Annotated in this window: 24 protein-coding genes; 12 read left to right on the forward strand and 12 right to left on the reverse strand. The window is 46.9% G+C overall.

Annotated features, from left to right (window positions below; genetic code table 11):
• The first annotated feature begins 17 nt into the window (after positions 1 to 17).
• Together BM099_RS04655 and BM099_RS04660 are read left to right on the forward strand one after the other, a co-directional pair.
• Positions 18 to 2714 (forward strand): [protein-PII] uridylyltransferase, encoded by a 2697-nt coding sequence (locus BM099_RS04655; RefSeq protein WP_090725059.1) that lies wholly within the window; start codon positions 18 to 20, stop codon positions 2712 to 2714.
• 78 nt (positions 2715 to 2792) lie between these two features.
• Entirely contained in the window at positions 2793 to 3089 is a 297-nt protein-coding gene (locus tag BM099_RS04660) for a DUF1244 domain-containing protein (protein WP_090725061.1), read from the forward strand.
• A 105-nt stretch (positions 3090 to 3194) separates the two neighbouring features.
• Here the strand turns inward: BM099_RS04660 and BM099_RS04665 are convergent, their stop codons facing one another.
• Positions 3195 to 3635: an LPP20 family lipoprotein gene (locus BM099_RS04665; RefSeq protein WP_090725063.1), complete on the reverse strand. Its 441-nt coding sequence runs from the start codon at positions 3633 to 3635 to the stop codon at positions 3195 to 3197.
• Positions 3632 to 4324, reverse strand: coding sequence for a FlgO family outer membrane protein (locus BM099_RS04670; RefSeq protein WP_090725065.1), 693 nt, complete (start codon positions 4322 to 4324; stop codon positions 3632 to 3634). Before BM099_RS04670 ends, BM099_RS04665 begins: the two co-directional genes overlap by 4 nt.
• Before the next feature lie 165 nt (positions 4325 to 4489).
• Here BM099_RS04670 and BM099_RS04675 point away from each other — a divergent pair, with 165 nt between their 5' ends.
• Both BM099_RS04675 and zapB read left to right on the forward strand, forming a co-directional pair.
• Positions 4490 to 5707: a flagellar assembly protein T N-terminal domain-containing protein gene (locus BM099_RS04675; protein WP_090725068.1), complete on the forward strand. Its 1218-nt coding sequence runs from the start codon at positions 4490 to 4492 to the stop codon at positions 5705 to 5707.
• Between the two features lie 66 nt (positions 5708 to 5773).
• Complete coding sequence (gene zapB / locus BM099_RS04680) at positions 5774 to 5962, forward strand: cell division protein ZapB (RefSeq protein WP_090725071.1); 189 nt, start codon at positions 5774 to 5776, stop codon at positions 5960 to 5962.
• 24 nt (positions 5963 to 5986) lie between these two features.
• Here zapB and BM099_RS04685 read toward each other — a convergent pair whose 3' ends face one another.
• Entirely contained in the window at positions 5987 to 6640 is a 654-nt protein-coding gene (locus BM099_RS04685) for a YiaD family glycine zipper/OmpA-like lipoprotein (protein ID WP_090725074.1), read from the reverse strand.
• 391 nt (positions 6641 to 7031) lie between these two features.
• Here BM099_RS04685 and BM099_RS04690 point away from each other — a divergent pair, with 391 nt between their 5' ends.
• Together BM099_RS04690 and BM099_RS04695 are read left to right on the forward strand one after the other, a co-directional pair.
• Positions 7032 to 8951, forward strand: a complete 1920-nt coding sequence (locus tag BM099_RS04690) for a beta-ketoacyl synthase (protein ID WP_090725077.1) — start codon at positions 7032 to 7034, stop codon at positions 8949 to 8951.
• A gap of 38 nt (positions 8952 to 8989) precedes the next feature.
• The gene (locus BM099_RS04695) at positions 8990 to 9391 is read left to right on the forward strand and encodes a hypothetical protein (protein WP_090725079.1); all 402 of its coding nucleotides are present in this window, start codon (positions 8990 to 8992) and stop codon (positions 9389 to 9391) included.
• 43 nt (positions 9392 to 9434) lie between these two features.
• On the opposite strand, the gene BM099_RS04700 is transcribed toward BM099_RS04695, so the two are convergent.
• A complete protein-coding gene (locus tag BM099_RS04700; RefSeq protein WP_090725081.1) occupies positions 9435 to 10220 on the reverse strand; it encodes a TatD family hydrolase in 786 nt (261 codons plus the stop codon).
• Positions 10221 to 10353: 133 nt separating this feature from the next.
• Positions 10354 to 11940 carry a peptide chain release factor 3 gene (locus BM099_RS04705; protein WP_090725084.1) on the reverse strand — a complete coding sequence of 529 codons (1587 nt, stop codon included), beginning with the start codon at positions 11938 to 11940 and terminating at the stop codon, positions 10354 to 10356.
• Between the two features lie 378 nt (positions 11941 to 12318).
• Here BM099_RS04705 and BM099_RS04710 point away from each other — a divergent pair, with 378 nt between their 5' ends.
• Both BM099_RS04710 and BM099_RS04715 read left to right on the forward strand, forming a co-directional pair.
• On the forward strand, positions 12319 to 13569 hold the full coding sequence (locus BM099_RS04710) for an ATP-binding protein (RefSeq protein ID WP_090725086.1): 1251 nt from the start codon (positions 12319 to 12321) through the stop codon (positions 13567 to 13569).
• The gene (locus BM099_RS04715) at positions 13562 to 14098 is read left to right on the forward strand and encodes a response regulator transcription factor (RefSeq protein ID WP_090725089.1); all 537 of its coding nucleotides are present in this window, start codon (positions 13562 to 13564) and stop codon (positions 14096 to 14098) included. Before BM099_RS04710 ends, BM099_RS04715 begins: the two co-directional genes overlap by 8 nt.
• A gap of 4 nt (positions 14099 to 14102) precedes the next feature.
• Here BM099_RS04715 and BM099_RS04720 read toward each other — a convergent pair whose 3' ends face one another.
• Together BM099_RS04720 and BM099_RS04725 are read right to left on the reverse strand one after the other, a co-directional pair.
• Complete coding sequence (locus BM099_RS04720; protein WP_332311446.1) at positions 14103 to 14783, reverse strand: energy-coupling factor ABC transporter permease; 681 nt, start codon at positions 14781 to 14783, stop codon at positions 14103 to 14105.
• Between the two features lie 107 nt (positions 14784 to 14890).
• Positions 14891 to 15385, reverse strand: a complete 495-nt coding sequence (locus BM099_RS04725) for an Lrp/AsnC family transcriptional regulator (RefSeq protein WP_090725091.1) — start codon at positions 15383 to 15385, stop codon at positions 14891 to 14893.
• A gap of 363 nt (positions 15386 to 15748) precedes the next feature.
• On the opposite strand from BM099_RS04725, the gene leuA reads away from it, so the two are divergent.
• Complete coding sequence (gene leuA, locus BM099_RS04730) at positions 15749 to 17413, forward strand: 2-isopropylmalate synthase (protein ID WP_090725093.1); 1665 nt, start codon at positions 15749 to 15751, stop codon at positions 17411 to 17413.
• A 226-nt stretch (positions 17414 to 17639) separates the two neighbouring features.
• A complete protein-coding gene (locus BM099_RS04735; protein WP_090725098.1) occupies positions 17640 to 18560 on the forward strand; it encodes a GGDEF domain-containing response regulator in 921 nt (306 codons plus the stop codon).
• Positions 18561 to 18598: 38 nt separating this feature from the next.
• On the opposite strand, the gene rimI is transcribed toward BM099_RS04735, so the two are convergent.
• Genes rimI through BM099_RS04750 form a run of 3 tightly spaced genes read right to left on the reverse strand, consistent with a single transcriptional unit; the run spans position 18599 to position 21547 of the window.
• Positions 18599 to 19051, reverse strand: a complete 453-nt coding sequence (rimI, locus tag BM099_RS04740) for a ribosomal protein S18-alanine N-acetyltransferase (RefSeq protein ID WP_090725100.1) — start codon at positions 19049 to 19051, stop codon at positions 18599 to 18601.
• Positions 19044 to 20000: a uracil-DNA glycosylase family protein gene (locus BM099_RS04745; protein ID WP_177201083.1), complete on the reverse strand. Its 957-nt coding sequence runs from the start codon at positions 19998 to 20000 to the stop codon at positions 19044 to 19046. The genes rimI and BM099_RS04745 overlap by 8 nt, the downstream gene beginning before the upstream one ends.
• 5 nt (positions 20001 to 20005) lie before the next feature.
• Positions 20006 to 21547 carry a 2-isopropylmalate synthase gene (locus tag BM099_RS04750; protein ID WP_090725102.1) on the reverse strand — a complete coding sequence of 514 codons (1542 nt, stop codon included), beginning with the start codon at positions 21545 to 21547 and terminating at the stop codon, positions 20006 to 20008.
• 379 nt (positions 21548 to 21926) lie between these two features.
• Between BM099_RS04750 and BM099_RS04755 the strand changes: the two genes are divergently transcribed.
• Positions 21927 to 23084, forward strand: a complete 1158-nt coding sequence (locus BM099_RS04755) for a MalY/PatB family protein (RefSeq protein WP_090725105.1) — start codon at positions 21927 to 21929, stop codon at positions 23082 to 23084.
• An 11-nt stretch (positions 23085 to 23095) separates the two neighbouring features.
• On the opposite strand, the gene epmA is transcribed toward BM099_RS04755, so the two are convergent.
• Positions 23096 to 24061 (reverse strand): EF-P lysine aminoacylase EpmA, encoded by a 966-nt coding sequence (gene epmA, locus BM099_RS04760; protein ID WP_090725108.1) that lies wholly within the window; start codon positions 24059 to 24061, stop codon positions 23096 to 23098.
• Positions 24062 to 24117: 56 nt separating this feature from the next.
• On the reverse strand, positions 24118 to 24678 hold the full coding sequence (gene efp / locus BM099_RS04765) for an elongation factor P (protein ID WP_232348864.1): 561 nt from the start codon (positions 24676 to 24678) through the stop codon (positions 24118 to 24120).
• Between the two features lie 199 nt (positions 24679 to 24877).
• Here efp and epmB point away from each other — a divergent pair, with 199 nt between their 5' ends.
• On the forward strand, positions 24878 to 25897 hold the full coding sequence (gene epmB / locus BM099_RS04770) for an EF-P beta-lysylation protein EpmB (RefSeq protein ID WP_090725280.1): 1020 nt from the start codon (positions 24878 to 24880) through the stop codon (positions 25895 to 25897).
• Positions 25898 to 25921: the final 24 nt, after the last annotated feature.

Raw genomic sequence — 25921 nt, forward strand, 5'->3', positions numbered from 1 at the left:
TCACACTGGATTAAAGAATGAACACGACCTTACTGCAACTAGCCGAGACGGATACTTTTATTGACTCGGCGGCATTCGAAGCTCGCCTGGCAAGCGGCGAATCGCCCATTAAAGTATTCAAAAGCACGATTAAAAAAGCGCAAGCTGAAATGGATGCCCGCTTCAAATCTGGCGAAGATATTCGCAAGTTGATTTATGGTCGTGCCGCCATCATCGACAAGATCCTGATCTCCGCATGGAATCTGTTTAAATGGCCCGATAATCAGCAGATCTCATTAATCGCAGTGGGCGGGTATGGCCGCGGCGAACTGCACCCGCATTCAGATGTTGACCTGTTGATTCTTCTTGATGATATCGACCCGACTGTCTACGAGGAGAGTATCAGCAAATTTCTGATGTTATTATGGGATATCGCGCTGGAAATTGGCTCCAGTGTGCGCAACATAGAAGAATGTTATGAAAAAGCCCGTGATGACATCACCATTGCCACCAACCTGATCGAGTCCAGACCGCTGACCGGCGACCCGGCGATACACCAGCGCATGTATGATCGCGTCACATCAGAAGGTGCCTGGACCGATAAAGAATTTTTTATCGCCAAACTCAAAGAGCAGAAAGCCCGTCACGAAAAAACCAACGATACAGAATACAACCTTGAACCCAACTTAAAAAAATCCCCCGGCGGATTGAGAGATCTGCAAACGATCGGCTGGGTAGCCAAACGTCACTTCGGTGCTACTTATATTCGCGATCTGGTTGATCACGGATTTGTTACCGAATCTGAACTGGAAACCCTCAACCGCGGTGAGCTTTACCTCTGGACTGTGCGCTACGCACTGCACATGCTATGCCGACGCCGTGAAGACCGCCTGCTATTTGATCATCAGCGCACACTCGCCGACTTTTTCGGCTACAAAGATCAACACGGTGCACTGGCTGTCGAGCAGTTCATGAGCAAATATTATCGTGTCGCGATTGCGATGGCAGAATTCAATGACATGCTACTGCAATACTTTAATGAAGCCATTCTGAAGATTGACGACAAACAAACTGTCACTTCCATCAACAAGCGCTTTCAGATTCATAATAATTACCTGGAAGCCACCTACGACAAAGTCTTTGAGCATCACCCTTTCGCCATTCTGGAGGCTTTCGTATTACTGGCTCAGCACGATGAAATACTCGGCGTTCGTGCATCCACGATTCGTCTGCTACGGGATCACCGTCACCTGATTAATGATGAGTTTCGTAATGACCTGCGCAATACCAGCTTATTTATGGAACTTCTGCGCTCGCCCAACGGTGTATCCACCGAGCTGAAACGTATGAACCGCTACGACATTCTGGGGCGCTACCTGCCAGAGTTCGGTAAAATTGTCGGCCAGATGCAGCACGACCTATTCCATATCTACACCGTCGATGCGCATACGCTAAAAGTAATCCAGATGATGCGTCAATTTCGCCACTCAAATCATCGGGAACAGTTCCCGATTGCGCACAAAGTGGTTAACAGTCTGCCTAAAATAGAACTGCTTTATATTGCCGGTCTCTATCATGACATTGCTAAAGGACGCGGTGGAGACCATTCAGAACTCGGCGCAGAAGATGTTCTGGTTTTTTGTGAACGTCACCGCCTGGGGAAATGGGACAGCCACCTCACGGCCTGGCTTGTCCGCAGCCACTTGCTGATGTCGATGACTGCACAACGTAAAGACATTACCGACCCTGATGTTATTCATACATTTGCCATGCAGGTACGCGACACGGTTCATCTTGATTATCTTTACGCACTTACCGTTGCTGACATTAACGCCACGAATCACACTTTATGGAACAACTGGCGCGCCACTCTGCTAAGACAGTTATATATGGAAACCAAGCGAGCACTAAAACGCGGACTGGAAAATCCTATCAATAAAGAGGATCGTATTAATCAGGTACAACATGAAGCAATGGCCATATTATCCAACTCAGGCCAGCACGAAGATGAAATCAAGGAATTCTGGGCCATGCTGGGTGAGGATTATTTCTTACGCGAAGAAGCCAAAAATGTTGCCTGGCAGACACAGTCCATTCTTGAACACGGATCAAGCGAACTACCGCTCGTTCTGATTCAAAAGACTTCATACAGGGTTCACGAAGGGGCTACCGAAATCTTTATTTACAGTGAAGATGTTCCAAACCTGTTCGCAGCCACCGTAGCTACACTGGATCAACTACATCTGAACATTCAGGACGCGCGCATCATTTTGACTGATGATGGTCGTTCTTTAAATACCTATACCGTTCTGACTGATGATGACGAGCCTCTGTCAGAGAACCCCAGCTATCTTCAAAGCATTCAGGAACGTCTGATCGAAGAACTGGACGATCCCGACGACTACCCGGACATTATACACCGGCGCGTACCAAGACAAATGAAGCTATTTGCCTTGCCGACCACCGTAAGCCTGAGTAACGACCCCAATTTACAGCTCACCATCATGGAAGTGCGCAGTCCCGATCGTCCCGGTCTACTCGCCCGAATTGGTCAGATTTTTGCTGAACTCAACATTTCTGTACGCAAAGCAAAAATAGCCAGTGTTGGTGAACGAGTTGAGGATTTTTTCTTTATCACCGATGATGAAGGACTACCCATTAGCGATCCCGATCTATGTCAGGAGCTACAGAGGCGCGTATGCAGCGAGCTTGACGAACATATACGCGATGAATAAATAACAGACAGAACTTTCATCAATGAGAGCGTCATAAATAGCGCTGTCATGAAAAGAACAGCCATCAAGAGGCCTAGCATGAACCAACAAACCAAAACTGAAATTGAAGCGGCAGCGTTCCGCCAACTGGTCGCCCATCTGGATAAGCGCAAAGACGCTCAAAACATAGACCTCATGAACCTGGCAGGATTTTGTCGTAACTGCTTATCCAAGTGGTACAAAGCCGCGGCTGAAGAACGCGGCGAGGAAATACATTACGAGCAAGCCAGAGAGATTATCTATGGCGAACCCTATGCAGACTGGAAAGAGAAGTATCAAAAAGAAGCAAGCAGCGAACAACTGGCTGCTTTTGCGAAAACGACAACTGACAAATAACGGCAGAGATTTTCTCAGTTATTTCTCTACTGCAGCGGCCTGTTCAACCCAGGCTCGCTGTAGCTGAGCCATATCCACTTCCAGAATCGTCGCATACCCTGCAGTCTACTCAACCCATGCCCGCTGTAGCTGAGCCATATCCACTTCCAGAATCGTCGCATACGTATCATCCTGCACCGGATACGACTTAACGACCCGGGCTCCGCGCACGAAGCCTGCCACAGCCGCTTTAAACGAATCCCGCTGCATTACCATATCCTCAACGGTAGTCGTGCCGTAAATATACTGCCCATGCACCACCCCAACCAGCTCCTGATAAGCCCTGAGCTTTGACGCACGCATCGCCATCACTACTTTTTGCTGGCGCGTTTCACCCGGCTGTAAGCTAATTGGCGCATATCCTGTTGCCTGCACCCAGATTGGATCGGGGGCTGGCTGCTTGACAAAAGACGGAGACGGTAACTCATTACCAATCTCTTTCGCTGTTTGCACAACGGTTTCACAGCCGCTTAAAAACACGCACAACAGGATCAACACAAACTTCATTTAAGAGACCTCATCGGAACTGCACCATTTTCAATGATATATCCATTATTCAATGCTTTAACCGGATCGAATCCTGGCAGCGCCCCTTCAAGACGCTGATTAACAATATGCGTCTGTGCAGATGCCAATACCTGGCGGGTTGTAGTATCCAGCACCCGGGCATTAATGACGATGCCATCAGGATGATGCGCATAGGTTCCGGTTAGCACAAAATAGATTTTATAACGCTCCCGCAAGGCGGACATATTTTGCTTTGATACAGGCGATTTTAGCGTCGTTGCTAAACTAATGGCCCGGTAATCGACAAGATTATAGCCGCGCTGCTGCAACGGGAAGATAAAACTTTCCGATAACCGCTCACCCAATAATGGATCAGGCACACTCTGACGCAACGATTTAAAAGGCAGCACAGCAATAGGGAAGCGCTTCACTCTATTTTGATTCAAGCCATTCACCAACTGCACTGCCATCTGCTCAACAGCTTCGCTAACAGGGTCAACTTTAGCCCTATTCTCCGCGACCACCGCAAACGGGACAGGCTCAGCCAGTGTGGTATTACGCGCCTCATTTAATAAGGCCTTACTGGCTTGCGGACTTAGTTTTTCAATTTTAACGGGTACAGGCTGCTGATAACCGCAGCCCACACTAATCAGACTCGCCAGTACGATTGACCCTATCTTTTTTATCATAACAGCTCGCCCACACTCCATTTACAGCACACTAACAAAATCTATAAGAACAGATTAAGACAGGCGTCAACACATACATCAACACACAGTTTGCATGTCAGGCGTAAATTGCATACCTTTCACCTATTGCTCACCTATTCTTAATATATCGGTCAGGTTGCTCTCATGTTGAGACATTTTCAAGAATATTTACTATCCCTGGTATTATTGCTTAGCAGTTTCCATGCCTATGCCACCACTGTTGAAGCAACAGGACAGGCTTTCATCTACAACAGCGACCTTACAAAAGCACGGGAGCAAGCCATAAGCGACGCTAAACAGCAGGCATCGCTGCAAGCTGCCGCTTATATCAGCAGTACTCAGCAACTCGAAGACGGCATACTGGAAATTGATAATATGCGCATCTCAACAATGGGCTCATTGTCCAATATTGAGATCCTTGAAGAAAAGCTTATCGGCAACAAACTACATGTGCGGATCCGTGCTGACATTGATACTAAAACGACCTGCAGCAATGGCAATAGTGGCAATAGTTTTCGAAAAACAATCGCCGTAGCAGCCTTTCCTCTTGAGCACCCCACGCAAGCTAACCTTGGCAATATAAGAAATATTGAATCCAGTTTAGCCTCACAGTTAACAACACGATTGAACAGCTATGACGGCATATCAGCACTCAATGCCGGCAACTTACTATTGCACAAACAACTGGGCACAGCCACATCGCGACAATTGGATGACGGGACGCTCACCACCATGATGGCCTATACACAACAACTCGACAGCCAATTTATTGTATCCGGCATTATTCGTGATGTATCTATGAATACCCCCGGCACCATTAACGAAAAAAACTGGCTTATCGACACCTACAATAAGTTAGATTACAAAAGCAAAAAGCACCTGAGAAACTTTAGCCTGGACCTGTTCATTCACGATGGTTTTAGCGGCACGCTACTTGAGCAGAAACATTACGCAACTCAGGGACGCTGGAATCTTGCACCGACAGAAAAAACCGGATTCGCCACCCCGGCCTTTTTGAATAGCGATTATGGACAAAGCATCAATAAGTTACTTGATGAAATCAGCCTCGACCTTTCCAAATCTCTCCGCTGCTTGCCATTCTCCGCGAGAATAACCCGCACACAAGAAAGCGATTTATGGATTAATGCAGGAAAACAGAGTGGCTTAAAAAGAGGCGACAAGCTCACGGTCTATCGCAAAACCATGTTTTACAATCAAACCAGCCAGACAACGACGGAACTTATTAACACACGCCTGACAATGATTGTTGATGATGTTCAAGCCACCACAGTAAAAGGGCATATCAACGGCTCAACTGCACAACACAATATTCAACCTGATGACATTGTGATGTTCTGGTAATGGTTTACTTCGCCCGGCCGCGCTCTATAATCGGCATCTTTATTGTCATATCCAAAAGGGTGCCCAATGCAAACCGAGTTGTTCAACCAGTTAGAAACAAAAATCGAAAGCATGATCGACGAAGTCGAGTTGCTGAGAATGGAAATTACTGAATTACGCGAAGCGAAACAACAACTGGAAGAGGAGCAACAGGCCTGGCAGGAAAATCTGCAGCACTTGCTGAGTAAATTCGACTCAGTAGACACTGCAGAATAACGCAGTAAAAAGGGGCTCAGTAGATTACTTTTGAGTCCCTCTAATATTAATTTCTACTCGACGGTTCAACGAACGCCCCGATTCTGTGGCATTATCGGCTATCGGATAGCGCTCTCCGTAACCCTGAGTATTAATGCGCAATGCGCTGATGCCGCCTGATAAATAATTAGCAACACTCGCCGCACGTCGCTCAGACAACTGCTGGTTATGTTCAAACGAACCCGTACTATCGGTGAAGCCATTAACACTGATCACACTTTTATCAAACTTTCTCAACACAGTAATAACTGAATCCAGCACAGGATAAAAATTACCTGCTAGCTGATAAGAGTTTGTCTGAAAGGTGATATGACCAGGCATAATCAAACGAATATCGTCGCCGATACGCTCCACACCAACGCCTGTGCCCTCTAACTGCTGGCGTAATAAAGCTTCTTGCTGATCCATGTAATAACCGATACCACCGCCGGTAGCACCGCCGACTAAAGCGCCAAGCACCGCTCCTTTAGTTTTATCGCCTTTACCTGATACAGCAGAACCCAGCAATGCACCGGCAACCACACCGATACCTGCACCTTTTGCGGCATTCCCGGTTTTCTCTTCACGAGTATAAGGGTCTAGTGTTGTACACCCCGCCAGTACACTGCCGGCCAATAGCGCTACGACTAATTTTTTCATGAAATATTCCTTAAACGTGTCATACACTTTTTAATATTGATATCAATGTAGCTGAAAAAACCTGAACACTCTATTACTTCAAAACTAACATGCGCCCAGTAATATGACTCCAGTTTATGCCAAAAGCTCAAAATACTTTACTTTCTTTAATAATAATCAGGCATAACTTTCTACTGAATAAAAGCTTATTACCTAAAAAGAACCGTGCCATTACATCTAGACTAGTACTGATAGCCTATTGCAGACCCGCTTTCGGGGCACTTAATAGGTAATTTCCCGAGATTAGCTAAGATTCCATCTAGTCACAGATCCACTGTGCCGCTAGAATATATGGATTACAGAACTAAAACAGTTATGTTTATCCAGTATAGTTCCAGCCGAGGAGTCTTCTTTGTCACATCTACCTCTTATCGTCGGTTTCGGTGGAATCAATCCCGCAGGTCGTAGTTCTTTTCATCACGCATACCGTCGTCTGATTTTTGACAAACTAGATCAGCAAAATCAACAGAATACTTTGCTAGGGCTGGCTACATTAACCGGATTGGCAACTTATCAGGATGGCCACTACTACAACAAGGCCGGTGAACAACTGCCATTAGCCGCCCTGCTGTCCAGCATTGCGGATCAACTCTTAAACTCAACCTTGATACGCCGTATAGAACCCGACTGTTTTGATGTCAACAAAGTTACTTTTAACAAAGTAGCCACATTAAAAAGCACACCAGACAGCAGTATTCGCTTTACGCTGCGCAAACGCCATCTACCCAATATCATCCCAGAGAACTGGACAATCACTCCGGGAAACGGTCAGGAAGTAGAGATAACCGTTAGCGGTAACCTGGATACTATTTTACCCGATTTTAAAACAGCACAGGTTCAGTCAGCAGGTCAACTGCCGACAGGTTTTCAACCAGGCAAGCTTTACCAGTCCAGAAACCATCCTCGCAACCTGCAAATGACTATTTTCAGTGCATCTGATGCATTGCTATCGACGGGCATTCCGTTCGAAGATATCTTAAACCGCTTATCCCCGGACCAGATTGCTGTCTATGCCAGTAATTCGATTGGTCAGTTAGATGATTTTGGTTTTGGTGGGCTGACTAAATACCCGTCTATTGGTAAACGCACCAGCTCAAAACAGATGCCGCTCGGCTATGCGCAAATGCCGGCGGACTTTGTTAACGCCTATATTTTAGGCAACGTAGGAGCAACCGGGGGCGCACTGGGTGCCTGCGCTACTTTTTTATACAACCTGCGTAGCGGTATCCAGGATATTCGCTCAGGCAAGCATAAAGTGGCTATGATTGGTGGTAGTGATGCGCCCGTCACTCAAGAAGTCATTGAAGGCTTTCGCGCCATGGGTGCGCTGGCGGAAGATAAAGATCTGCTGGCATTAGACAAACTGACAGAACTCAATGATGCCGATTACCGTAAAGCCTGTCGGCCATTTGGCAAAAACTGTGGCTTTACCATCGGTGAATCCAGCCAGTTTATCTTATTAATGAGTGATGACCTCGCACTTGAACTGGGTGCTGAAGTATACGGCGCGATCCCAGAGGTTTTTGTTAATGCAGACGGCCATAAAAAATCTATCTCGGCCCCTGGTATCGGCAATTATATCACTCTGGGAAAAGCGGCCGCTCTGATTAAAAATATGCTTGGTGCAGAGTCACTACAGCAACGTTCCTACGTACAGGCACATGGCACCAGCACTCCGCAAAACCGTGTGACCGAATCACATGTCATCAACGAAATAGCCAAAGCATTTGATATTAAATCATGGCCAGTCGCGGCGATTAAATGCTATTTAGGGCACTCGCAAGGTACAGCCGGGGGAGATCAACTAACCACGTCATTGGGTACTTGGGCTTACGGCTATATTCCCGGCATTCAAACCACTGATGAAATTGCCTCTGATGTACACCAATCAAACTTGCTGTTTTCCCAGCAGCATATTGAAGTGGGTGCTCTGGGCATGGACAGTGTCATCCTTAACTCCAAGGGGTTTGGCGGAAACAATGCCAGCGCGCCGATGCTAGCACCACACATCGTAAAGCAGATGCTGACGAAAAAGCACGGCCAGACAAAAATAGCCGAGTGGGAAAACAGAAAAGTAGCCACTCTGGCCCGCGCCAATGAGTACGACCAGCAAACGACACTGGGGCTGACTAAACCTATCTATCAATATGATCATCACGTGTTAGCCGGGGATGATCTTGAGATCACAGAAAACAGTATTCGCCTACCCGGATATGAAAACCGGATAGATCTGAACACGGCCAACCCGTTTAGCGAATACACTGACGAATGAAAATTTGTCCGAAAAATATTTGCCTGGAGAAAGTCCCCATGATTAAGCGGGTAGCGACATTAGTTATGCTGATGACAACGCTGTTGAGTGGTTGTTTCTCAGCAAACTCCTTCATCTCTGAGAGCAAAGACAAGAGTTTCTATCTGATAGATACTAAAGAGGGCACGCTGTGTAAAGGCATGACGCGTACTTGTATCAGTTTAAGCATTATCGCCAGTCAGAATGGCGTACTGAAGCCAGTAGAAAATGCCTACCAACAAAAAATTACCGGGCCCAACTACCCTCGCAGTCTGATGATTATTCTTTTGAAACCAGCTGATAATAGCTACCTGGCAACGGCTCTTGATAACAATGGTCGTTTATACAGCTTGCCTAAAAATGATAAAACTAACACCGCCTGGCAAGCCTTGAATGATCTGTACAACGCCAATTATCAATAATACGGCTTGGATCTGAGTGCTTAACGTTAATGCACAATGCTCATCATTGCCGACTCCCTAAAGAAAGCAGTTGTTCAACACTGGCCGTTGTTGTGGCAGCAATACATTCAATCGACTCTGCGCGCAATCCAGCGATCTCTTTTAAAACATCCGCCACATAAGCAGGCTGGTTAAACTCCCCCTGCCGTCCTGATAAAGGCATATCAGGCGCATCCGTTTCAAGCACAATGGACTCAAGCGGGAGTGTCGCCACCAGTCTTCTCAGCTTATTCGCTCTTGGGTATGTCATCGCCCCGCCAAACCCCAGCTTAAAACCCATTTTTATAAACTGTTCTGCTTGCTGCAAGCTGCCACTAAACGCATGCACGATGCCACCCTGTTCAAATCTTACGTCCCTGAGTGTTTTTAGCATGATGTCGTGAGCCTTACGCACATGTAACAAAACAGGTAGGCGCTGTGCTTTGGCTATTTTCAACTGAGCTTTCAACAAAGATATTTGTGAAACGGCATCATAATCTGCGATATAAAAATCCAGACCTATTTCTCCGATGGCACACACCGGGTTAGTCGTCACATAATCGACTAACGTTTGCAGATCTTCTGTCTGATGCGCCTGCATAAAACAGGGATGCAAGCCCAGTGCAAATGAGGTATTAGGATAAGCAGCTGCCGTATCCACGACGCGCTTAAAATCTTTGGCAACCACAGCGGGAATGACAATATGACTCACGCCTGCTTCCAGCGCACTGTCAACCAACTGAGCACGGGCTGCATCAAACACCGGAAAATCAAGATGACAATGACTATCAATAATTCGCCAATTTGCCATCTTGAATCTCCTTAACGACTGCTGCTGGTGATCCAGACTCCCTTAAAGAATCTAATAGTGGTACTTAATATAAGCGATTAGTTATAAGCGCTTAGTTATAAGTGATTAGTTATAAGCGCTTAGTTATAAGTGATTAGTGCTCGCGTGTGGCACGGAAGCGCACATCAGGCCAGCGCTCTTCAGTCAGGCTTAGGTTAACACGCGTAGGTGCCAGATAAGTCAGTAAACCACCGCCATCCAGCGCCAGATTTTCATATCCCTTTTTACGCAAATCTTCCAGCATTTTAGCATCGCGGCACTCGACCCAGCGAGCCGTCTGCACAGCCACCGGCTCATACTTACAATCGACCTTATATTCATCTTTCAGACGGAACATAACGACCTCAAACTGCAGCTGACCGACAGCGCCCAGCACCAAATCATTATTTTTGAGCGGCTGAAATAGCTGTACTGCCCCCTCTTCAGCTAACTGCTGCAAACCTTTTTGCAACTGCTTCGCTTTAAGCGGATCCAACGACCTGACACGCTGGAACATCTCTGGAGCAAAGTGCGGTATGCCGGTAAATTTCAGGTCTTCACCTTCAGTAAAGGTATCGCCAATCTGAATAGTACCGTGGTTATGTAATCCAATAATATCGCCCGACCAGGCTTCTTCTACGTTCTCACGGTCTCCGGCAAGAAAAGTGACCGCATCGGCAATTCTGACATCTTTATTAATGCGCGTATGTTTCATTTTCATGCCACGCGTGTAGCTGCCTGAACAGATGCGCATAAACGCAATACGGTCGCGGTGTTTAGGATCCATATTGGCCTGAATTTTAAAGACGAAACCGGAGAACTTCTCTTCATCAGCAGATACTTCGCGGGAAGTCGTTTCACGGGCAATCGGTGGTGGAGCCCATTCAACGAAATCATTCAGCATCTCGCGGACACCAAAGTTAGCCAATGCCGTACCAAAAAATACCGGCGCGAGCTTACCGGCAAGAAATGCTTCTCTATCGAATTGGTGGCTTGCACCACGTACTAATTCAATTTCTTCGACAAAGTCTTCGTAGTCATCACCTAATAAAGCCCGCGCCTCATCTGAGTCTAAACCCTGAATCCGTACATCATCAGATAAAACGGCATTCTGTCCTGATTTAAATACATGGATCGTATCGGTATAAAGGTTATAGACCCCTTTAAAAAAGCTACTCATACCAATGGGCCAGTTAATCGGCGCCGCCTGAATTTTGAGAACCTCTTCTATTTCGTCCAACAGCTCTATCGGATCGCGAATATCACGATCCATCTTGTTAACAAACGAAAAAATGGGCGTATCTCGCAACCGACATACATCCATCAGTTTGATCGTGCGATCTTCTACACCCTTGGCACCATCGACAATCATCAAAGCACTGTCCACTGCCGTCAAAGTGCGATACGTGTCTTCCGAGAAATCTTCGTGGCCGGGGGTATCAAGAAGATTCACTACACGGTCATTCCAATGAAACTGCATCACGGAAGACGTAATTGAGATGCCGCGATCCTGCTCCATCGTCATCCAGTCAGAGGTAGCGTGACGATCACTCTTCTTCCCTTTAACCGTACCGGCTTTCTGAATCAGGTTACCCAGCAGTAAGAGTTTTTCAGTGATTGTAGTTTTACCCGCATCAGGGTGGGATATGATCGCAAAAGTCCTGCGTTTAGAGACTTCTTGCGCAATAGCAGCGTTCGACATGAGATAGAATCTTCTGAGTGATGCATAGCGTAGCAGCGTAAAATTGAATATAACCAAGCGCTACTACAAATCTGCATGTATTAAATAGGATTGCTGGCTATTTTCGCCGATCTGGAGGAGAGAAACAATCCAAGTGATGTTGTTTCACATGATTAGACACATCAAGCCAACCACCAGCCACTGATACCTTTATATAAAATCATGATAGCTGATGCACTTGAGATGAAGAGCAGTAGCGGTTTAGTAGATGAGAGGTTGTGATTTAATTTCCTCTCCCACCTCTTTCTAATGACCGGCCGCAACTGCGACAATTTGTCTCAATCTGCAACTCGATACTTTTCAGTTATAATTCGCTCTGATTTTATTTTGGAGTAAGGTGTGGCGGGTAACCATCAACAGCTTTTACAACTGACTTATATCCGTTTTGTCATCCTGTTTTGTCAATGTTGTGCTGTAGCATTTGCGCTACTTTATCTCAAAATTGATTTAAATCCATGGCCTACAGGATTAGCGCTGCTGCTATTAGGCTTGTTAAACCTAATGACGTACGCCAGACTTCATTCCCCCTGGCCAGTCACTCAACCAGAGTTTTTCACTCAATTACTCGCCGACGCCATTATTTACGGCTTTATTCTTTATCAGTCTGGCGGCGGCACCAATCCTTTTATTTTTATGTTGCTGATCCCTTTGATCATCACGGTGATGACACTTAGTAATCGATACATCTGGATGATGGCGGTTACCGTAACGGCCATCTATGGCTCTTTACTTGTTTACTATGTTCCCGTCGTTACTGCACTATCCGAGCACCAACACTCGTTAGCTTCGCTTTTTAATTTTCACATGCTCGGCATGTGGTTAAACTTCATTCTCACTGTGATTGTCATTACCTATTTTATTGTACGCATTAACCGTGCGCTGCAACGCCAACAGCAGCAACTCAGCGAAGAGCGGGAAGCGAAAGTCCATCACCAGCAGATACTCGCGTTAGGTACAATGGCGGCCGGTACAGCTCACGAGTTAGGCACACCGCTGAGCACCATGAGCGTCATTCTCCATGAGATGCAATCAGATACAGGCCTATCACCTGAGCATAAAGAGGATATTGAAATTCTGCAGCAACAGGTAAAAATATGCGCAGATAAGCTACAACAGATGGCACGATCAGTGGCGGAAGAAAAAAACAGTGAAAAAACCTCACTGGCGACAACGTTTCTTTGTGAAGTATTAGAGCAATGGAAAATCACCCGTCCAGAAGTCACCTACAGCGTCAGCATTCAAGAAGATCTGCCACCTGACTTACACAATACCACCGCATTAAGACAAGCTATTTTAAACCTGCTGAACAATGCGGCTGATGCCTGTCCTGAAAACATTGAAATAACCCTGCACTGGGATTCGGGTGCTATTTGGTTAACCATTCGTGATTATGGCGCAGGCTTATCCGCCGAGCAGACCAACACCTTAGGCAAACCTTTTATCTCAACTAAAGGTAAAGGACTGGGTATTGGGTTATTCCTTACCTCAACCACGCTTGCCCACTATGATGGTGATGTTAAGCTTTATGCGGCGCAAGACAAAGGCACCATCACAGAAGTCCGTTTATCTCAAAGGAGCGTTCATGGCTGACCCACTGAAATTTTTAATTGTTGATGATGATGCAACTTTTACGCGTGTATTAGCCCGCGCCATGACTAAACGTGGCTTTAATACAAAAGTAGCACGCAGTGCCGACGAGGCATTAGACATTATTAAAACCTGGTCACCCGACCTTGTTTCGCTGGATCTTAAAATGGATGGAGCGTCCGGCCTCACCGTTATTCAGCCCTTAACCGCAGCGAATCCTGCGGTACGTATTGTTGTGTTAACCGCTTACGCCAGTATTACCACCGCAGTAGAAGCTATCAAGCTGGGGGCAACACAATACCTGCCAAAACCCGCCAATGCAGATGATATCCTGACAGCTCTGCAGCAAAACGATGCCGATGAAGAGATCGACATTTCAAGCCAACCGATGTCTGTCAATCGGCTGGAATGGGAGCATATTCAGAAAGTATTGAGTGAACATGATGGCAATGTATCAGCCACAGCCCGCGCATTAGACATGCACCGCAGGACTCTGCAACGTAAGCTGGCAAAGCACCCCGCCAGACAGTGATCAGTTACTGCTCATCGATATACAGCCGGGCATTAAAAGTTCTGATCCAGTCAGGATAAAACACCATGATACCGGTCATCAAAATACCGTTCATCAGCCCTTCAGGAAACATAATCAGAGGAAGGTAATTCACATATTCCTGAGTAATTTTACTCCAGGGGTAAACACCATCCAGCCACAGCACTATAGACATCATCAATCCAGAAACTGCTATCACTATAGATGAGCCTATAAAGCCGCAAAGAAACAGGTAGATAAAAAAGTTTTTCGGTAGTTTTTTATCCACCAACTGATGAATTGCATGAGACAAAAAGGCAGGAATAATCACCAGACACAGTCCGTTAACCGCAAAACCCTGCCAGCTCTCTTTTCCCAGTAGCGTCATACCCAGCAGCACCAGTGATGCTGAAAGAATCGCCAAATCCCATCCCAGAATTAACGTCAGTGCGGTAACACCAAGAAAATGGATACTTAAACCAGGAGAGATCCCTGCCCGCATGCTCCACATAATCAGCAATAAAACTGTCGCACCAAAAAAAAGATGCTGCAGCCCACGGTTAGCCGAAATGACCCGCCAAGGGCTTCTCCAGACAGCCACAAGCAATGCGCTCACATATAAGATATTGGCCATCCAAAGCCACGAACCTGAAAGTAGACTCTCTGTAATATTCATTTCAACAATCATTTACTTTGATAACATCATTACCTGATCATTCTACTCCTATCTTCCTAAGATAGAATACTTCAGCTTTTACCCTCCCGACGTAGAATGCTGATGCTCTTATCCTCCTACTACCTCCTTTGTTTGCTTATGTAATGCAACGGCACTGCTGTCGTATCGATGACTTTACGCATAATAAAGGCTGACTTCACTCCGGTTACCCCTTTAATACGCGTGATCTTTCCTAACAAAATGTCGTGGTAGCTATCCATATCGGGCACTGCCACCTTGAGCTGATAATCAGCATCGTGCCCGGTAATCAGGTAACACTCCATCACCTCAGGTATTGCGCTAATGCCTTTCTCAAACTCCTCAAAACGCTCAGGGATATGCTTATCCATACTAATATGCAACAAGGCGATCAGGTTTAAGCCAACGCTGCGCTCATTGATACGAACAACCTGACTGGCAATGACGCCACTCTCTTCCAGCTGTTTTACACGGCGTGAGCAAGGCGCAGCCGTTAAGCCAATCCGTTCGGCCAACTCCTGATTAGAAAGCGAAGCATCACGCTGTAGCTCGCGCAATATTGTGATATCAAAACGATCAAGTTCAACGCCAATCATTGAAAAACACCCCTTATGCGCAATTAAATAAAACTTTATGTTAATTAATATTACATAATTTTGCGCAAACTACTAACAACTAGCAATATTAGCAAGGTAATTGCGCTCATATCTACGTACACTTTTCATCATCGGAATCACAGACCGGCATCCACCCGATAGCCGAAGAGAAATAAGCCAAAAGCGAACCTTCTCACTGCACCCGATGCTGACCAGGCAACCTTTTGTACCACAAGTGCAGCGAACACTGAGTAACACATCCGCAAGCCCTGGCGCAGAAACAACGCGAATCAGGGCTTTGCAAAAAAATACTTTTGCCCACTGATACTTATAGAATCAACAGACAGATACAGGAAGCCGGTTATGTTTGATCATCGCAAATATCGTCCTTTTACCCCTATTCGTCTTGCTGACCGCACATGGCCAGACAAGCAGATCACTCACGCACCAGACTGGTGTAGTGTTGATCTTCGCGATGGTAATCAGGCGCTGATCAACCCGATGAATATCGAACAAAAAACCCGTATGTTCACACTGTTGGTCAAGCTAGGATTTAAAGAGATCGAAGTAGGCTTCCCTTCTGCCTCACAGCCTGACTTTGATTTCGTACGTAAACTGATCGAAGAAAACCTGATACCGGACGATGTCTGTATTCAGGTGTTAACACAGGCCAGAGAGGACCTGATCAAGCGCTCGTACGACGCCTTAAAAGATGTCAAACAAGCCATCGTACATGTTTACAACTCCACCTCAACTGTGCAGCGCGAACAAGTTTTCGGGCTTGATCGGGACGGCATCAAAGCCATTGCCGTACAAGGCGCGCGTTGGGTAAAAGACTATGCCGCACAATACCCACAAACACGATGGAGCTTTCAGTACTCACCCGAAAGCTTTACCGGCACCGAAATGGATTACGCTGTAGAGGTCTGCGATGCAGTGATTAATGAATGGGTTGATGAAAATGCGCGCGATATCATCATCAATTTGCCAGCCACCGTCGAAATGTCGACGCCAAACGTATTTGCGGATCAGATCGAGTGGTTCTGCCGCCATCTGAAACAACGCCAGCGAGTGCGTATCAGCTTACACACACATAATGACCGGGGCTGCGGTGTCGCCGCTGCAGAATTAGGTGTGATGGCCGGTGCTGACCGTATTGAAGGCACATTAATCGGCAATGGCGAACGTACGGGTAATATGGATATCGTCACAATGGGAATGAATCTGTATTCTCAGGGAATCGATCCTGAATTAGATTTTTCCAACATTAAAGAGATCATCGATGTTGTCGAATACTGCACCGAGTTACCGGTTGCTGCGCGTCATCCATGGGCTGGCGAGCTGGTTTACACGGCATTTTCGGGTAGTCATCAGGACGCGATTCGCAAATCGATTAATTACCACGAAGTGCATAACTCTCCTTTCTGGGAAGTCGCCTACTTGCCCATTGATCCCAGAGATATCGGGCGGGAATACGAGGCGGTCATCCGCATCAACAGCCAAAGCGGCAAAGGCGGTGTAGCCTTAGTGCTGGAGCGTGACTACGGTATTACTTTACCTAAATGGATGCATGGCGAATTAAGCAAAGTAGTCCAACATGCGACAGAAATCAGCGGAGAAGAGATCTCACCGGCAAATATTAAAGCACTGTTTAAAAAGCACTTTACGACGGTACCTGCGTCTTGGTTATTGCAAGATTACGACCTGCATACGGATGATGGAAGAGTCAATGCTCAGTTCGTAATAGGCCTGAGCGACACGTTAAGAGGAACAGGCACCGGGGCCGTCGATGCGTTATGTGATGCTCTGGCGCAACGCTACAGCACTCAGATAGAGATCATTCAATTTGACGAGCACTCTCTCACGCAAGGAACAACAGCACAGGCACAAGCCAGTGTTGCCTTAACGATTAATGGTATTCGTTTTTCTGCTGTTGCCGTGGCGACAGATACCTCCGCGGCCGCAATACAGGCAGTCTTAACGGCCTTCGCACAAAGCAATTCAAACGCCCTCAGAGGTGCTGCATAAGCCATTCAACCCCGCGGTGACGATTCGTCGTCACCGCTGCTTTCCTCAACAATCTACAATATCCTCAATTCTTTAATGGTTATTTTCATTTTTTGGGTTATAACTAAATACACTCATTAAATTAAACTCGCCTAATTAAGCCTATTTTTTATGTTGTTATATTCAATCGTATGCAGTTTTATACAGCTTTTTAAAAAACGGCTTAGCTAATTACAGGTACATTTTCATGCAGATATTGGTTGTTGACGACAACAGACTTATACGCGAAATGGTTAGCGCCATCATTGCTAACGAAGGCTATACACCTTTCACAGCAACAGGCGCAAAGGAAGCCCACACTGTTCTCGATACAACAGACATTGACCTCATTCTCATGGATGTTGAGATGTCGGATATAAATGGATTTGAGCTAACCCGCCAGATACGCCAGCGCTTAAAAGAACACTGGATACCCATCATTTTCCTCACCGGAAAAACCAACGAAGAGCACTTAGTCGAAGGAATAGACGCCGGCGGTGATGATTACCTGACCAAACCGGTTAACAGTACTGTCCTGAGCGCAAAAATACGCGCCATGGCACGTATCGCACAAATGAAGGCCGCATTAGATGAAGCCAACCAACAACTGTTAAAGCTCACGCACGTTGACGCGTTAACAGACGCTATCAACCGACGCGGCATGGACGAAGCATTAGATCGCGCCTGGAGAATTACTCAACGTGAAAAAACAGAACTATCACTGGTTCTGATCGATATCGACCACTTCAAAGCCTATAACGACAATTATGGGCACCCGCAAGGCGATATATGCCTGAAGACCTTCAGCAAAACCATTCAGGCGCAGCTGTTCCGCGCAGGCGATTTGTTAGCGCGCTATGGTGGAGAAGAGTTTTTACTTATTTTGCCGAATACGCCTATAGAAGGCGCAAAAATGTTATGTGAACGCATTATTGAAGCACTAGCAGAAGTAAATCTGGTGCATGCCTTTTCAGCAACCCGTCCACACGTCACAGCAAGCTTTGGAATTTCTTCCACCCTCGGCAATGCAAAAAACACAGCCGAATTGATAGAGCAGGCGGATAAAGCCTTATACATATCCAAAGAATCAGGAAGAAATCGATTTACCCACTATTTAGAAGCATCCTAGCTATCTGGAAACAGCGTAGCTAGGTAGTAACATCCTAGCTAACCACGAATACGGTAGCTATAGAGCAATGCATCCTCCACTCCGGCAACGCTGGCGTAATAACCTTTACGCCGTCCATCCTGTGTAAAGCCAAATGACTCATACAGGCGGATAGCGGCTACATTACGCTCGCGCACTTCCAGCAATAAACGCTGCATGCCTGCCACCGCCAACTGCTGGCAGAGTTGCGCCAATAATTCTGTTGCCATGCCACGCCCCTGACACTCAGGAAGCAACGCTATTTGATAAAGTTCAGCTTCATCTAATACCGACCCGACAAGAGCATATCCAACGAGATCGCCCTGAACCTTAATACCCAGATTTATAGCATTCACATTCAGAAGTTGTTGCTGTATCTGTTTTTCAGACCAATGGTCGTCGGTAAAACACTGAGCTTCAATCTGCATTATCAGCGGAATATCAGCGCTAAATAACGAAACGAGCTCAGGCATTAACAGGCAGGACTTTCTGCAGATCGCCCCAGACCTCTTTTTTACACTCAGGGATTTGCAGCATCTGCGTCAGACTAAGCGATGTCATCGCTTTGATCTGGGATGAATAGTTGAAAACAACCGCTCGCAGCTCATCAATGCCCTCTTCACGCTGCATCCCCATTTGAGCGGCAGACTCACCTAAAAACAGCAGTAAACGCGGTGTCGCCTGCTGTAACAACTTTTGGATTTTATGCTTCACAGCCAGCGAGGCTTCGGCTTTACCCTGATCCAGCGAGTCACCTGCCAGCATAGGCCAAGCCAGCACGTAAGGTGCGGCCAAAAGCTCAGCATCCAGCCCCATCGCCTTCACCATGTTGGCGCAAAGTGCCTGATATTTACCTTGCGTTATCCCACCACGACTCAGAAGCGGCAGGCTATCAACCACCAGCAGGTCTTTATACAACCAGAATCCCAGACGAAAACGGGGGGCTTTCTCTTTACCGGAACGCGGTTTGATCTCCACGTGTGGCATTGCCACTTCGGCTTCGCTCGGCTCTTGACCAGTCCTTGCCTGAACAGATGTCTGATCAGAGTCCTGAACAACTGTAGCCGTCACGCCTGCCGCCACACTGCTACGCGTTAAGGAATCGTGCGGTGTCGGCGCTTCCCTGCGTTGCTTAGACGATCTGTCTGATGGCGCCAGCAAATCAAGCGATGCCGCCGTAACAGGTGCCACCGCCTGTTGATGATGTACTTTTTCGCTGATGTGGGATGCATCTTCAGCCACATCATCTGATTCAAAAACATCCGCTTCGTGCCCATAGAGAAATTCATAGACGCTTTCATGAGAAGGACGCGCACCCGGCAAAGCAGAGCGAGGCAACCAACTGGTCACCCCCATCGCCTCTAAATACTGGTGTCGACGCCGCTCGGCGCGCAAATGCTCAACTGTTTGCTCAACTGCCACTGCCATTAAACCTGCGGATGTGCTTTTTGCACATTGGCATCCAACAAGTTGAGCGCATGCACATAGGCTTTCGCCGAAGCGATGATGATATCGATATCAGCCCCCATGCCGTTAACAATGCGACCTGCTTTTTCCAAACGTACCGTTACTTCACCTTGTGAATCTGTACCGCTGGTGATGGCATTAACCGAATACAGTTCAAGGCTGGATTCAGAGTGCACTATTGCTTCAATCGCTTTGAGTGCTGCATCAACCGGACCACCACCTTCCGATTCAGCCTTATGCTCAACACCCTCAACCATCAGGGTGACCTGAGCGACAGGCACTTCACCGGTCTGGGAAGTCACATTCAGAGAAGACAGTTTATATTTCTCATACGCATCCGCCGCACGCACATCAGATACCAGCGCAACCAGATCTTCATCAAAGATCTCATGCTTCTTATCTGCAAGCTCTTTGAAGCGCGCAAAAGCATGGTTTAGTTCAACATCTGAGCTGAAACTAGTACCCAACTCTTCCAGGCGTGAACGGAAGGCGTTACGCCCGGAGTGCTTACCCATCACCATCCGATTGGTCTGCCAACCCACATCCTGAGCCGTCATGATTTCGTAAGTTTCACGATGTTTCAGCACACCGTCCTGATGAATACCGGATTCATGTGCAAACGCATTAGCACCAACAATCGCTTTGTTTGGCTGAACCGGAAAGCCGGTAATACTGGAGACCAAACGCGAAGCAGGCACGATCTGCGTCGTATCAATATTGGTGTCTAAGCCCAAAAGATCTTTTCGGGTACGAATCGCCATAACGAACTCTTCCAGCGACGCATTTCCGGCACGCTCACCCAGTCCGTTAATTGTACATTCGACCTGACGTGCACCCGCAGTCACCGCTGCCAACGAATTAGCCACCGCCAGTCCTAGATCGTTATGACAATGTACCGAGAAAATCGCTTTATCCGCATTAGGAATACGCTGTAATAACTGCCCGATGGTATAGCCAAACTCTTCGGGAATGGCATAACCGACCGTGTCAGGAATATTGATGGTACGCGCACCGGCATCAATTACTTTCTCGATAATACGACACATAAAATCCAGTTCAGAACGGCTGGCATCTTCCAGAGAAAACTCCACATCACTGATCAGATTATGTGCACGCTTCACCGCATGCACGGCATGCTCGACTACCTGGTCCGGTGTCATCTGCAGCTTATACTTCATATGGATAGGTGAGGTCGCGATAAACGTATGAATTCGACCCGAGGCGGCATTTTTCAGTGCTTCGCCGGCACGATCAATATCAGCATCCAGAGCACGCGACAAAGAACAGATAGTGCTTCCGGTTATCGTATCAGCAATGGCTTTAATAGAGGCAAAGTCACCCGGTGAAGCGATCGCAAAACCAGCCTCGATTACATCAACCCGCATTTTTTCCAATTGCTTGGCAATACGCAGCTTTTCCTCCTTGGTCATTGACGCACCAGGGCTTTGCTCACCATCTCGTAATGTTGTATCAAAAATTATGACTTGATTTGTACTGCTCATCGGAGGGGCTCCAATCAGTTATTCAATGCGGGAAAAATACATTGAATTAAACGAATTATTTTAATGTATTTACTAGCAGGCTATCGGCCAAGCCCGATAGCCTGCTGGGATGAGGTAACTCGATATTAACTGCCCTAAAGCAGTGGACGTAAAAGCTGCAGCCGCATCATGACAGCAAACGGAGATATCGTTTGATTAACCTCTGTTTTGCAGATCACACAGGGGGTCACGAATTGCATACTCAGCCGCTAACCGAATTGATTTGAATTAGCGATAACTATAACCTGAAGCTAACGATTTGCAACCTTCGACCGCGACAAATAGCACTTCTAACGAAGCACGCATTTGTAGCGACTTCTGAATAAAGCAGGAAACCACGATGCCGCCCATAGATTTTGATACCTTGATAGACCGACGTGATACCGCCAGCCTGAAGTGGGAACGTTATCGGGACACAGAAATCCTGCCCATGTGGGTCGCCGATACGGACTTCATGGCACCTCCCAGCGTTACTCAAGCACTACAGAAACGCATCGATCATGGTGTTTTTGGCTACACTAATACGCCAGCGGAGCTGAATCAGATAGTCGTTGAACGAATGCAGTCTTTGTACCAGTGGGAGATCAGGACCGACTGGCTTGTTTGGCTGCCAGGGTTGGTGTGTGGACTTAACCTGGCTTGTCGTGCGGTTGGCGAAGCAGGCGACGACATCATTGCACCTCAGCCTATTTACCCGCCCTTTGTGTCAGCACCTCACTTATCAAAACGCAGAGTGATTCAGGTACCGATGAAGCAAGTACAAACGCGCTTTATTCTCGACCTTGAGGCGCTTGAGAATTCGATTACCCCCGACACCCACCTGATACTCTTTTGTAACCCACACAATCCGGGCGGCACTGTATACCGCCAAGAGGAGCTACAGCAACTGGCAGACATTGCCAAAAAGCATCAGCTGATTATCTGCTCTGACGAGATTCACTGTGATCTGATACTGCAACCGGGCCTGGCACATATCCCTCTGGCAACACTTAATCCTGATATTGCCGCACGCACCATCACCTTAATGGCACCGAGTAAAACCTACAACATCGCAGGTTTGGGCTGCTCTTTTGCCATTATCCCTGATGAACAGCTGCGCAAGCAGTTCATCAACATCAGAAAAGGGATCGTGCCTGATGTCAACTTACTTGGCTATACCGCCGCCATCGGCGCTTATCAGGCGGGTGATGCCTGGAATCAAAAGCAGCTTAACTATTTGCGCGAGAACAGAGATTTCCTGACAAAGGAGATCAACCAGATCCCCGGCCTGAAGCTCAATCCGATTGAAGCAACCTATCTGGCATGGATTGATATATCTGCCGCTAAACTGGAGAATCCAGCCCACTTCTTTGAACAAGCAGGCGTTGGTATGTCTCCTGGCCGGGATTTTGGTGACAGCAACTACATGAGGCTAAATTTCGGCTGTCCGAGACCTATGCTGGAAGAAGCGGTTAAGCGCATTAAAAACGCTCTGCTTAACCATCTTCCCTGCGCATAAAGGAACTAACATCAGGCGTTACGAAAGGTAAAAGGAATGACCTCTTCGATGTGTTCAGCCTGTAATGCAAGCATAATAAGCCGGTCGACGCCCAACGCAACACCGGCACAGTCGGGCAGCCCGCCAGCCAGCGCTGAAACCAAGCGCTGTTCCAGTGGACGCTGTGGCAAGCCTAACTGTTTTCTACTGCGCTGATCGGCCTCCAGCCTGTGCTGCTGCTCAGTAGGATCGGTCAATTCATGATATCCATTTGCCAGCTCTATGCCGTTAACAAACAACTCAAAGCGAGAAGCCGTCAGTTGGCCATCAGTATTCGTTTTAATACGCGCCAACGCTGATTGGCTGGCAGGATAGTCAGTAATAAAAACAGGCTCCTCTTTCAGTAAAGGCTCAATAACATGCGACATAAGCAGATTCAGCCAGCCATCCCGATCATCCGGATCCATATTTACTTCGACGTGCTGCCGCATCACATCGGCTAGCTGAGCAGTGCTGATCTCCTGAAGATCAACCTCCAGTTTCTCCATGAAAATTTCTGCATAGGTACAACGGCGAATCGGCCCGATACCCAATACCAAGCGGACAAGACGCTCGACATCATCCATCAGATTCTTATCATCAAAGCCTAAACGATACCACTCCAGCATAGTGAATTCCGGATTATGGTAACGCCCCTCTTCGCCATTTCGAAAGACTTTCCCCATCTGATAGATAGAGCCACTTCCGGCAGCCAGCAAACGTTTCATGGCATACTCGGGAGAGGTTTGCAGATAGCACATTTCTGCACTCGCATCAGGGTGGCCACGAAAAGCAACGTCCAATGAGTCGATAAACGGATCACTAACAGCGCATTGAGACAACACAGCTGTATCAACTTCAAGTACCTGTTGCTCAGCAAAGTAGCGGCGTATATCGGCGAAAATCGCGGCTCTTTTATGCAAATTTTCGACGCTGGCCGTTGGTTTCCAATCAGACATACTTCCCCCACTAAAAACGGCAGCCGAAGCTGCCGTTTCTTAAAACACTCAAAGAATTATGCGCGGCTAACGTATTCGCCGCTGCGCGTATCAATTTTCAATATATCACCCTGCTCGATAAACAAAGGCACCTTAACCACGGCACCGGTTGCCAACGTAGCGGGCTTCGATCCGCCCTGAGCAGTATCACCTTTTATACCCGGATCTGTTTCAGTCACTTCCAACTCAACAAAGTTGCCTACTGTGACGGCAATAGGATTGTCATTCCAGAGTGTAACCATACACACGTCATTTTCTTTTAACCATTTCGCCGCATCACCAACGGCTGTCGCATCAGCGCCGTACTGTTCAAACGTAACCGGCACCATGAAATGATATAACTCACCATCGAAATACAGATATTCCATATCGCGGTCCATTACATCCGCACCTTCAACACTCTCGTTTGATTTGAAGGTACGCTCCCAAACACGACCGGTCATCAAATTACGCATTTTTACGCGTGTAAACGCCTGACCTTTACCGGGTTTAACAAACTCAACATCCTGCATCGTACATGGATCACCTTCAAGCATAACTTTAAGGCCGTTTTTTAACTGGTTCGCGGAATATGCCATAATTTTCTCTAATCAATAATTAAGCTAGGATAAATGCACTAGAAACATTTCACTAAAAACATTTCTCTATAAAAATTTCTCTATAAAGGTTTCTCTACCAAAAGAGTCGGGCTAGAAAGGTTTTCACCTCAAAATTGACACCCATTCTACTTGAAAGGAGAATGCGAGCAAAATTGAATTACTCCGGACCATGGCTACGATGAACCAAATATCACCTATTCTATTAGAAACTGACTGGCAAACGTCGCTTCGACAGTCTATTTGTAGCCTTGACGAACTACTAATGCGGGTTAACCTGAGCCATGAGAGCGTCAACGCATGCTCTGAAGCCGCCAAAGATTTTGCGCTTCGCGTCCCCACACCTTATCTGAACCGGATCGAGAAGGGTAATCCTCAAGACCCTCTGCTCTTACAGATTCTGCCCCAAACATACGAAATGGAGCGTTATCCGGGCTATTCTAACGATCCTCTGCAAGAACGCGACACAAATCCTGCACCCGGGCTGATTCATAAATACAAAGGCCGGGTTCTGCTTATTCTCAGTGGCGCTTGTGCCATCAATTGCCGATACTGTTTCAGACGTCACTTTCCGTATCAGGAAAATCAACTGGGTAACCAGCAGTGGCAACAGGTTTTATCTTACCTGAACAATGACCCCAGCATCACCGAAGTGATTTTTTCTGGAGGCGACCCGCTGGCAACACCCGATAAACGCTTAAAGAACATGATTAACGACCTTGAAAAGGTTCCGCATATCAAGCGATTGAGAATTCATAGCCGCCTGCCTGTCGTTATTCCGCAACGCGTTACTGACGAGCTTTGCGACATATTAAAATCATCCCGACTCAAAATAGCCTGCGTTCTGCACATCAATCATGCGAATGAAATCGACTGTCAGGTTGCTGATGGGATTGCAAAACTACAACACGCCAACGTCACTGTACTGAATCAGGCCGTTCTGCTCAAAGGCATTAATAACACAGTCGATTGTCTCAAGGCACTCAGCGAAAAGCTGTTTGATTACAAGGTATTACCCTATTACCTGTTTGTTCTTGATCCCGTGCATGGTTCGGCACATTTTGACATCAGCGACAATGAGGCAATTAAGCTAATCACCTTACTGCAAGCAGAGCTTCCCGGCTATTTAGTGCCTAAACTCGCCAGAGAAATTCCAGGCCGCCCCTCAAAAACACTGCTATTCTTAAAGGAATCTGATTAAATTCAAGAAAGCCTGATCAGTTCC

Source organism: Neptunomonas qingdaonensis (assembly GCF_900113275.1).
GTDB lineage: Bacteria > Pseudomonadota > Gammaproteobacteria > Pseudomonadales > Balneatricaceae > Neptunomonas > Neptunomonas qingdaonensis.

Coding starts and splice junctions, on each gene's coding strand:
- BM099_RS04655 (WP_090725059.1), top strand. CDS start 18: ATGAACACGACCTTACTGCAACTAGCCGAGACGGATACTTTTATTGAC.
- BM099_RS04660 (WP_090725061.1), top strand. CDS start 2,793: ATGAACCAACAAACCAAAACTGAAATTGAAGCGGCAGCGTTCCGCCAA.
- BM099_RS04665 (WP_090725063.1), bottom strand. CDS start 3,635: ATGAAGTTTGTGTTGATCCTGTTGTGCGTGTTTTTAAGCGGCTGTGAA.
- BM099_RS04670 (WP_090725065.1), bottom strand. CDS start 4,324: ATGATAAAAAAGATAGGGTCAATCGTACTGGCGAGTCTGATTAGTGTG.
- BM099_RS04675 (WP_090725068.1), top strand. CDS start 4,490: ATGTTGAGACATTTTCAAGAATATTTACTATCCCTGGTATTATTGCTT.
- zapB (WP_090725071.1), top strand. CDS start 5,774: ATGCAAACCGAGTTGTTCAACCAGTTAGAAACAAAAATCGAAAGCATG.
- BM099_RS04685 (WP_090725074.1), bottom strand. CDS start 6,640: ATGAAAAAATTAGTCGTAGCGCTATTGGCCGGCAGTGTACTGGCGGGG.
- BM099_RS04695 (WP_090725079.1), top strand. CDS start 8,990: ATGATTAAGCGGGTAGCGACATTAGTTATGCTGATGACAACGCTGTTG.
- BM099_RS04700 (WP_090725081.1), bottom strand. CDS start 10,220: ATGGCAAATTGGCGAATTATTGATAGTCATTGTCATCTTGATTTTCCG.
- BM099_RS04705 (WP_090725084.1), bottom strand. CDS start 11,940: ATGTCGAACGCTGCTATTGCGCAAGAAGTCTCTAAACGCAGGACTTTT.
- BM099_RS04715 (WP_090725089.1), top strand. CDS start 13,562: ATGGCTGACCCACTGAAATTTTTAATTGTTGATGATGATGCAACTTTT.
- BM099_RS04720 (WP_332311446.1), bottom strand. CDS start 14,783: ATGATTGTTGAAATGAATATTACAGAGAGTCTACTTTCAGGTTCGTGG.
- BM099_RS04725 (WP_090725091.1), bottom strand. CDS start 15,385: ATGATTGGCGTTGAACTTGATCGTTTTGATATCACAATATTGCGCGAG.
- leuA (WP_090725093.1), top strand. CDS start 15,749: ATGTTTGATCATCGCAAATATCGTCCTTTTACCCCTATTCGTCTTGCT.
- BM099_RS04735 (WP_090725098.1), top strand. CDS start 17,640: ATGCAGATATTGGTTGTTGACGACAACAGACTTATACGCGAAATGGTT.
- rimI (WP_090725100.1), bottom strand. CDS start 19,051: ATGCCTGAGCTCGTTTCGTTATTTAGCGCTGATATTCCGCTGATAATG.
- BM099_RS04750 (WP_090725102.1), bottom strand. CDS start 21,547: ATGAGCAGTACAAATCAAGTCATAATTTTTGATACAACATTACGAGAT.
- BM099_RS04755 (WP_090725105.1), top strand. CDS start 21,927: ATGCCGCCCATAGATTTTGATACCTTGATAGACCGACGTGATACCGCC.
- epmA (WP_090725108.1), bottom strand. CDS start 24,061: ATGTCTGATTGGAAACCAACGGCCAGCGTCGAAAATTTGCATAAAAGA.
- efp (WP_232348864.1), bottom strand. CDS start 24,678: ATGGCATATTCCGCGAACCAGTTAAAAAACGGCCTTAAAGTTATGCTT.
- epmB (WP_090725280.1), top strand. CDS start 24,878: ATGAACCAAATATCACCTATTCTATTAGAAACTGACTGGCAAACGTCG.